Annotated in this window: 2 rRNA genes; both read left to right on the forward strand. The window is 41.3% G+C overall.

The features are described from left to right. Nucleotides 1–112, forward strand: a 16S ribosomal RNA gene (locus tag H8S07_RS14260); the annotation flags it as partial. 121 nt (nt 113–233) lie between these two features. Then, nucleotides 234–351 (forward strand): 5S ribosomal RNA (rrf, locus tag H8S07_RS14265). Nucleotides 352–647: the final 296 nt, after the last annotated feature.

The following is a 647-nucleotide window of genomic DNA, read 5'->3' on the forward strand; positions in this document are numbered from 1 at the left end:
CGAAGTCAGTGACCTAACCGTAAGGAAGGAGCTGCCGAAGGTGGGACCGATAACTGGGGTGAAGTCGTAACAAGGTAGCCGTATCGGAAGGTGCGGCTGGATCACCTCCTTTCTAAGGAAAGTGGATAAAGTAAGTTGCTAATGCAGCTGAATCAATCCAACTAAAACGGAAAAAAGTAAGGGTTGTTGTTTATTGTTTAGTTATTAAGGCTGTCAAAAGCTTAATAATGATTTCTGGTGGCGATGCGCTTGGGGGTAACACCCGTTCCCATCCCGAACACGATGGTTAAGACCCAAGCGGCCGATGGTACTGCACTGGAGACGGTGTGGGAGAGTAGGTGGCTGCCAGATCTAAAAAAAGAAAACTGGTTTTACCAGTGATCAGAGGATTGAAGGGATTCAGTTTTCTGATGACTGATGAAACAAGCAGTCAGAATGATAAGATGCGAAGCTCTAAAATCTATGATTTTATCGCTCATGGCATTACATGCCAATGCATTGAAAAGCATTTATGCTTAGACAAGCAAACTTGTCACACATAACTGTTTTCGAATATTCGCATCTATATGTACCTTGAAAATTGCATATAAGAAATAGAAATGATAAGATAAATATCTTATTCAAGACATCCGAGGTAATTGTTATTA

Origin of the sequence: Dorea hominis (genome assembly GCF_014287705.1) — a bacterium.
GTDB lineage: Bacteria > Bacillota > Clostridia > Lachnospirales > Lachnospiraceae > Dorea_D > Dorea_D hominis.